This is a genomic window from Actinomadura logoneensis, assembly GCF_003428695.1.
In the GTDB taxonomy this organism is placed as follows: Bacteria; Actinomycetota; Actinomycetes; order Streptosporangiales; family Streptosporangiaceae; genus Spirillospora; species Spirillospora logoneensis.
Window position 1 is genome coordinate 1 of record NZ_QURH01000266.1, and the last position, 7764, is coordinate 7764.

Here is a 7764-nt window from a genome sequence, read left to right on the forward strand (position 1 = left end):
GCTTTTAACACGCTGTTGAGTTCTCAAGAAACGGACACCCACCGCGCTCCGTTCACTTCCGTGAACCTCGCTCCGGGGCAACCCTTCTATCTTACCGGGTTCTTCACTCCTGTCAACCGGCTCTTTCGAGTCGATCTTCGGAGCCGCCCGCCCACCGCACGAAGACGTCGACGAACAGTCGTCGTCCGACGTGATCTTTCGGTGGAGTCCCTCGGGCCGGCCGCCTCGTCGGCGTCCTGCATCCCGTTCCGGGCTGACCACTCAAGAGTAACGCGGTTCCAAGAGTGCTTCGAACCGTTTTTCTCCGATGGTCTCCCCGGGGCCGTCCGCCTCTCGGCGTCCCGCATCCCCTCGGGGCAGGAAGAACATTAGGTACTCCCCGAGGGGTCGTCAAATCGAGGCCCGCGGGCCGTCCGGACGAGGTGTGCGCACCGTCCGGGGGGAGCGGGACGGGACGTGGGACTCAGCCGGCGACGGGAGTCTTGGCGGGGCGCGTCCGGCTGAACGGGGCCATGCCCGCGAGCTTTCCGCCGTCGATCGGCAGGACGGCACCGGTGATGAACGACGCGGCGTCCGAGCAGAGCCAGACGACGGCGTCGGCGACCTCGTCCGGGGAGCCGATGCGGCGCATCGGCATGGCCTGGGCCGCCGCCGCCTGAGCCTGCTCGCCCGCGCGCTCCAGCTGGTCGGTGAGGATCGGACCGGGGGCGAGGGCGTTGACGCGGACGCCCGCCTCCGCGTAGTCGAGGGCGGCGGTCTGGGTGAGGCCGACGAGGCCGAACTTGGTGGAGACGTATCCGGCGAGTCCGCCGACGGCCTGGAGGCCGGCGGTGGACGCCATGTTGACGATGGCTCCTCCGCCGGACTCCAGCATCGCCGGGATCTCGGCGCGCATGGCGAGGAAGACGCCGCGCAGGTTGACGGCGAAGGCGCTGTCGAAGTCCTCCACGGCGACGTCCGCGAGCGGGGTCGGCGGGTGGCCTCCGCCCGCGGCGTTGTTGCAGGCGGCGTCGAGGCGGCCGTAGGTGTCGAGGGTCTGCCGGACGAGGCGGTCCACGGCGCCGGCGTCGGTCACGTCGGTCGGGACGGCGGTGGCGCGTCCTCCCTCGTCGGCGATCTCGGCGGCCAGGGCGTTCAGGGCGTCGGCGTCGCGGGCGGCGAGGACGACGGCGGAGCCCGCGCGGTGCAGGGCGCGCGCCGTCGCGGCGCCGATGCCGCGGCTCGCCCCGGTCACGATCGTCACGCGGCCGTCCAGGGGACGGGTGGTCGAGGTGTTCACTACTGGCCTGCTTTTCGGTAGACTTCGTTGGACAGACAGTAAATCTAATTTGGAGGCCGGTCAAGGATGTCGCCCCGTCCCTACCGCTCGGACCGGCGTACCGCCGCGGCCGAGGAGACCCGCCGGCGCGTCCTCGCGGCGGCGCGTGAGCACCTGTCCGGACCTGCGGCGACGCGCGTGTCGGTGGACGCCGTGGCCAAGGCCGCGGACGTGTCGCGGCAGACCGTCTACAACGCCTTCGGGTCCAAGTCGGGGCTGCTGGAGGCGCTGTTCGACTCACTGGCCGAACACGCCGGGCTCGCGCTGGACGACGCGTTCGCGGCGGACGGCGCGGATGAGGCGCTGGCGGATTTCTGCGCCGCGTTCTGCCGGTTCTGGGAGTCCGAGCGTCCAGTGGTGCGGAGGCTGCGGGGCCTGGCCGTGCTGGACGACGACCTGGAACGGCTCCTGCGGGAGCGCGACCGGATGCGCCGGGCGGCGCTGTCGTCCCTGCTCGGCAGGTTCGGCGAGGAGCCGCCGTCCGACGACGTGCTCGACCTGGTCTGGCAGCTGACGAGTTTCGAGTCCTTCGACCTGCTCGCGGGGCGCGAGGGAGACGAAGGCGGTCGGACCGCCGGGGAGGTTGCCGACCTCATCGCCCGGACGGTCGCGTCCGTCCGGGCGGAAGGTGCGTAGAGCTCGTCCGTGCCCGTAGAGGCCCGGGTGAGGGCGGGAAGCGGGTCGGTCAGGAGCGGCCCGGGGCGCAGCTCAGCGCTGCGATGCGGCCGTGCGCGTCGAAGCGGACGGCCAGTTCGCCGCCGTCGACCATGTCGCCCGCCACGGTGTCCGCGGACTCCTTGTAGGAGGTTCCGTAACGGGCGAGGTAGCCCTGGACGATGAGCTTGGGGTCGGCCGGGAAGACTTCGGCGGCGGTCATCAGCAGGCGCGGCGTGGCCAGGGGGTCGTAGGCCGCCTCGGGAATCTGCGGATCGTCCAGGTGGATGTAGGCGGAGCCCTTGCCGTCGTTGATGCGGCATGACCAGCAGCCGTTGCCGCCGAGCAGGTAGGCGGCGGCCAGCACCATCGTGATCGCGGCCTGGTGCGGGTTGGGGAACCCGGAGAAGTCGATGTGCCCGGTGGTGAACTCGACGATGCCGTGCCGCCTGCCGTGGTCGTGGACCGCGCGGAGCGGCGCCACGGCGGGATCGTCCCAGGAGAAGTTCGGGTTCGCCCACGACCAGAGCCAGGTGCGGCTGAGGTGGGAGAAACTGCCCATGCTCGTGAGGCCGCCCAAGACCTGGCCGCCTCCGGTGAGGGTGCGGGCGCGCAGGTCGAAGTGCCGTTCGGCGGGGCCCAGGAACGCGTTCAGGACGTCCTGGCGGTGGATCACGATGGCGGACGAGCGGCCCGCGAAGCGCTCGAAGGCGTCGCTGTGGCGGGAGAGCGCGAGAGGTTCTTCGATGCCGGGCATGCGCGGTGATCATAGCCACGCGTCAGCACCGTGTCAGCGGAACGTCAGCCTGCCGGCGGCCGTGCCCGCGCCGTGTCAGGACGGGGGCCGAACGTAGAGGTCGTGGGCGGCGCCGGTGTGCCTCCCACCCGGACGGACGGCGGGAGAACGCCCGCCGCCGCGATGACCTCGGGAGGCCGGAATGAGCCAGGTGATACGGGCGGAGGGCCTGCGCAAGCGGTTCGGCGAGACGCAGGCGCTGGACGGTGTGGACCTCGCCGTCGAGCAGGGGACGGTGCTGGGCGTCCTCGGGCCGAACGGCGCGGGGAAGACGACGGCGGTGCGGGTGCTCGCGACGCTGCTGCGTCCGGACGAGGGCCGGGCGGAGATCGGCGGGTTCGACGTCGTCCGGGACGCGACGCGGGTCCGGGGGCTCATCGGGCTGACGGGGCAGTACGCGTCGCTGGACGAGGAGCTGACCGGCCGGGAGAACCTGGTGATGATCGCGCGGCTGCTGGACCTCCCGCGGGCCGAGGCGCGGGCGCGCGCGGCGGCGCTGCTGGAGCGGTTCCGGCTGAGCGACGCCGGGGGCCGCGCGGTCAAGACGTACTCGGGCGGCATGCGGCGGCGGCTGGACATCGCGGCGAGCATGATCAACCGGCCGCGGGTGGTGTTCCTGGACGAGCCGACGACGGGGGGTGGTGTTCCTGGACGAGCCGACGACGGGGCTGGACCCGCGGGCGCGCGGCGAGGTCTGGGAGACCGTCCGGGAGATGGTCGCCGACGGCGCGACGATCCTGCTGACCACGCAGTACCTGGAGGAGGCGGACGCGCTCGCCGACCGGATCACGGTGTTCGACCACGGCCGGGTGATCGAGGACGGCACGCCGGCGGAGCTGAAGGCGCGGGCCGGGCGGCAGACGCTGGCGGTCCGGGCCGCCGAGCCCTACCGCACCGAGCAGCTCGCGCGGATCGTGGCCGAGCTGACCGGGGAGCGGCCGGAGGTGCGGCTCGACGCGGGCCTGGTCACGGCTCCGGTGGCGGATCCGGGCGTGCTGCGCGCCGTGGTCCAGCGGCTGGACGACGCGGGCATCGTGGCGGCCGAGGTCGCGCTGCGGCTGCCCAGCCTGGACGAAGTGTTCCTGACCCTGACCGGACACGCGGCGGGCGGGACCGACGCACCGGCGCAGCAGCTTGAGGAGAGCATCCGATGACCACGACGACGAGCATGGGAACGATGACCGGCGGTCTGGGCGGGACGGCGCCGTCCGCGCCGCCGCCCGCGCGGATCAGCGCGCGCCGGACCGTCCGGCACAGCCTGACCCTGGCGTGGCGGAACATCGCGCAGCTGCGGCACTCGCCGGAGAAGCTGCTCGACGTCCTGCTGATGCCGCTGGTGTTCCTCACGCTGTTCCTGTACGTGTTCGGCGGCGCGGTCTCCGGAAACACGCACGCCTACCTGCAGCAACTGCTGCCGGGGCTGGTGGCGCAGATGGCCATGTTCGCCACCATGGGGCTCGGCACGGCGCTGAGCGAGGACATCCGGAAGGGGGTGTTCGACCGGTTCCGGAGCCTGCCGATCGCGCGTTCGGCTCCGCTGATCGGGACCGTCCTCGGGGACACGGTCCGGTTCCTGACGGTGATGGTCGTGCTGACGGTCGCCGGCACGGCGCTGGGGTTCCGGTTCGGCTCCGACCCGCTGCGCGTGCTGGCGGGGTTCGCGCTGGCGTACCTGTTCTACATGGCCTTCTCGTGGATCTCCGTGGTGGTCGGCCTGCTCGCGCCGTCCCCGGAGAGCGTGCAGGGGCTCGCGTTCATCTTCGTCATGCCGCTGACGTTCGGCAGCAGTGTGTTCGTCGCGAACACCGGCACCATGCCGGGCTGGCTCCAGGCGTGGACGAAGGTGAACCCCGTGTCGCACCTGGCGGACTCGCTGCGCGCGCTGCTCGTGGGCGGACCGGTGGGAGACCACGTGTGGTACACGCTGGCCTGGGCCATCGGCATCGTGACCGTGACCTTCCCGATCGCGATGCGCATGTACGCCCGTCGCGCCTAGCGCCTGAGGGCAGAACGGCCTGCGAGTGGGAGGGCCGAGCGGGTAACAGCGGAACGAGCGAGGTTCACGGGGTCAGGGCCAGGGCGTCCTCGCGGGTGGCGGAGCGGCCTCTCTCGTAGGCGGCGTCGAAGGCGTCCTGGCCGAGGACCGGGAGCACCAGGGCCATGACGCGTCGGCGGTCATGGCCCTGCTCGTCCCGGAAGCCGATGACGGCGTGGGCCGTGCCGAGGAGTTCCGCGGCGCGTTCGTGGTCGCCGCGGACGGCGGACAGGACGGCGAGGCCCTCCACGGCCTTGGCCAGCGTGTGGTTGACCAGGATCGACTTCGGGTCGATGCTCTGGAACGCGAGGGTGTGCCATTCGGCCGCGCGTTCGAGGTCGCCCTCGAGGGCGGCCAGGATCCCCAGCCTGCTGTAGGTGAGCGTCGCGGCCTGGAGGAAGTCGCTGCGGGTGACGCGCGGCTCGACGAGCTCCAGGGCGCGTTCGGCGGAGGCGCGGGCGGACGCGAGGTCGTCCGCGTGCTGGTGGAGCTCGGCCTGCGTGAGGTAGCCGCGGGTCGCGTCGGCGTAGTCGCCGATGCGCAGGGCGGCGCCGATCCCCTCGTCGAGCTCGCGGTGGGCGCGGTCGGTCTCGCCGAGCGCGGCGCGGGCCTCGGCCAGGTTGATGAGGACGATCGACCCCTGGTCGGGGTTGACGCCCTGGGAGGTGTAGCGGCGGGCCTCCTCGCCGTACTCGATCGCCTCGTCCGGACGGCCCCTGCTCAGCGCGATCTGCAGCAGGACGAGCAGGGTCACGCCCATCCCGAACCGGTCGCCGAGGGAGCGGAACCCGGTGTAGGAGCGGTGGGCGAGCTCGTGGGCGGTCTCCAGGTCGCCGTCGTTCAGGGCGTTGAAGGTCAGCATGGTCTCGGCGATCCACTCGATCCACGGATCGGGATGGCCCCTGAGCTCCCGGAAGCCGTCCGCGGCCTCGGACAGGTCACCGGCGAGCAGCCGCGCGATCGGCCGGGCGAGCACCGCCATGGGATGCCTCGGCCGCTCGGGCAGGAAGCGCAGCAGCTCGATGATCGTGTCGCCGAGCAGTTCGGGCGCGGGGCCGTCGCGGTCCGCCTTCGCGACGACCGTGGCGACGAACGCGCAGAGCGCGTACTCCTCGCCGAGTCCGGGCGGGGGCTCGTCTCCCGCCGCCTCGTGGAGGGCGATGGCCCACAGGGACGCCTCGCGCTCCAGGTCGCGCATCAGCCAGAACCAGACCAGCGCGGCGACCAGGCGCAGCCCGGTCCGGACGTCGCCGGTGTCCAGGACGGTCTGGAAGGCGGCGTTGAAGTTGTCGCGTTCGGCGGTGAGCCGTTCGATCCAGAGGAGCTGGTCGCCGCGCCGCAGATGCGGTTCGGCGGTCTCGGCGAGCTCCAGGTAGTGGGCGGCGTGCTCGGCGCGGACGGCGGCGGTCTCGCCGGTCTCGTCCAGCCGCTCGCGCGCGTACACCCGGACGGTCTCCAGCAGCCGGTACCGCGGCTCGGCGTCGCCGTCGGCCATGACCAGGGACTTGTCCACCAGAGACGCGACGACGTCGATGACGTCGGCGGCGAGGTCCCGTCCGCAGACGCGCTCGGCGGCCTCCGGGGTGGCGCCGCTCGCGAACACCGACATGCGGGCGAGGACGGTGCGCTCGGCGTCGTCCAGCAGGTCCCAGCTCCAGTCCACGACCGCGCGCAGCGTGCGGTGCCGGGGCAGCGCGCTGCGGCTGCCGCCGGTGAGCAGCCGGAACCGGTCGCCGAGGCGCGCCGCGACCTGCGCGGGGGTGAGCGCGCGCAGCCGGGCGGCGGCGAGCTCGATCGCGAGCGGGATGCCGTCCAGGGCGCGGCAGATCTCGACCAGGTCGGCGACGTTCGCGTCGTCCACGGCGAAGCCCGGGCGGACGGCGGCGGCGCGGTCGGCGAGCAGCCGGGTCGCGGCGTGCCCGAGGGCGGTCGCGGGGTCGGCGCCGGACGGCGGGAGGGCGAGGGACGGCACGGGGAACAGGTTCTCGCCGGTGATGCCGAGCGGTTCCCGGCTGGTGGCGAGGACCCGGGCGTGCGGCGCCGCCGCGAGCACGCGGTCGGCGACGGCCGCCACCGCGTCCAGGACGTGCTCGCAGTTGTCGAGGACGAGGAGGATCCGGCGGGTGGCGAGCAGGTCGGTGAGGCGGTCCAGCGGGCGCGGGGCGGTGCGGGCCTCCGCCTGGCGCATCAGGTCGGGGGCGTCGAGGGTGACGAGGACGGCCTGGGCGACCGCGTCGGCGCCGCCGGGCGCGGCCATCGGCGCGAGCGGGACGAACCACACGCCGTCGGGCAGGCGGTCCACCAGCGGCGCGGCGGCCTCGGAGGCCAGCCGGGTCTTGCCCGCGCCGCCGGGGCCGATGAGGGTGACCAGCCGCGACTCGTCGAGCAGCTTGGCGAGCTGCCGGACCTCCTCGTCGCGTCCGACGAAGCTGGTGAGGGCGGCCGACAGGTTCGTCCTGGCTTTGGCTCCGCCGTCCGTCGCCGCGCCGGCCACCGCTTTCCCGGCCGGCGTCGTGTCGGTCGCCGGGCGGGCGGGCTCGGCCGGGAGCGGCGGGGTCTGACGGGACGGCGTCGGGTCGACGACGTCCCGGCGCAGGATGGACAGGTGCAGGGCGCTCAGTTCCGGCGCGGGATCCACGCCCAGGTGCTCGGCCAGGTGCTCGCGGGTCTCCTCGTACACGCGCAGGGCGTCGGCCGGACGGCCCGCCGCGTACAACGCGCGCATGAGCAGGCCCCGGACGCGTTCCCGTAGGGGATGCGCGGTGGCCAGGGCCTCGAGTTCGGGGAGCAGGGAGCCCGACTCCCCCAGTTCGAGCTCGGAGGCCATGCGGTCCTCGGACGCGGTGAGGCGCAGCTCTTCGAGGCGGGCGGCCCGGGCGCGCGCGAACTCGGCGTCGGCGACGTCGGCCAGGGCCGGGCCGCGCCACAGGTCCAGGGCGCCGCGCAGCGCGGCGGCCCTCC

5 protein-coding genes and 1 pseudogene are annotated in these 7764 nt (G+C 73.3%); 3 read left to right on the plus strand and 3 right to left on the minus strand.

The genetic code is table 11. From position 1 onward, the window contains the following. Positions 1-463: 463 nt before the first annotated feature. Positions 464-1279, minus strand: a complete 816-nt coding sequence (locus DZF91_RS15805) for an SDR family NAD(P)-dependent oxidoreductase (RefSeq protein ID WP_117358229.1) — start codon at positions 1277-1279, stop codon at positions 464-466. Between the two features lie 66 nt (positions 1280-1345). On the opposite strand from DZF91_RS15805, the gene DZF91_RS15810 reads away from it, so the two are divergent. After that, the gene (locus DZF91_RS15810; RefSeq protein ID WP_117358230.1) at positions 1346-1954 is read left to right on the plus strand and encodes a TetR/AcrR family transcriptional regulator; all 609 of its coding nucleotides are present in this window, start codon (positions 1346-1348) and stop codon (positions 1952-1954) included. A gap of 49 nt (positions 1955-2003) precedes the next feature. Here the strand turns inward: DZF91_RS15810 and DZF91_RS15815 are convergent, their stop codons facing one another. After that, complete coding sequence (locus DZF91_RS15815) at positions 2004-2729, minus strand: DUF6882 domain-containing protein (RefSeq protein ID WP_117358231.1); 726 nt, start codon at positions 2727-2729, stop codon at positions 2004-2006. A 181-nt stretch (positions 2730-2910) separates the two neighbouring features. On the opposite strand from DZF91_RS15815, the pseudogene DZF91_RS15820 reads away from it, so the two are divergent. Continuing rightward, a pseudogene (locus DZF91_RS15820) lies at positions 2911-3922 on the plus strand (ATP-binding cassette domain-containing protein). Further along, positions 3919-4764 (plus strand): ABC transporter permease, encoded by an 846-nt coding sequence (locus tag DZF91_RS15825; protein WP_235834328.1) that lies wholly within the window; start codon positions 3919-3921, stop codon positions 4762-4764. Before DZF91_RS15820 ends, DZF91_RS15825 begins: the two are co-directional and overlap by 4 nt. A gap of 64 nt (positions 4765-4828) precedes the next feature. Here DZF91_RS15825 and DZF91_RS15830 read toward each other — a convergent pair. Beyond that, positions 4829-7764 (minus strand): ATP-binding protein (locus DZF91_RS15830; protein WP_147341167.1); only part of this gene is annotated, 2936 nt, incomplete at its 5' end.

What these genes read in the sequence shown, in the direction of transcription:
- DZF91_RS15810 (WP_117358230.1), top strand. Translation starts at nt 1,346, where the DNA reads ATGTCGCCCCGTCCCTACCGCTCGGACCGGCGTACCGCCGCGGCCGAG.
- DZF91_RS15815 (WP_117358231.1), bottom strand. Translation starts at nt 2,729, where the DNA reads ATGCCCGGCATCGAAGAACCTCTCGCGCTCTCCCGCCACAGCGACGCC.
- DZF91_RS15825 (WP_235834328.1), top strand. Translation starts at nt 3,919, where the DNA reads ATGACCACGACGACGAGCATGGGAACGATGACCGGCGGTCTGGGCGGG.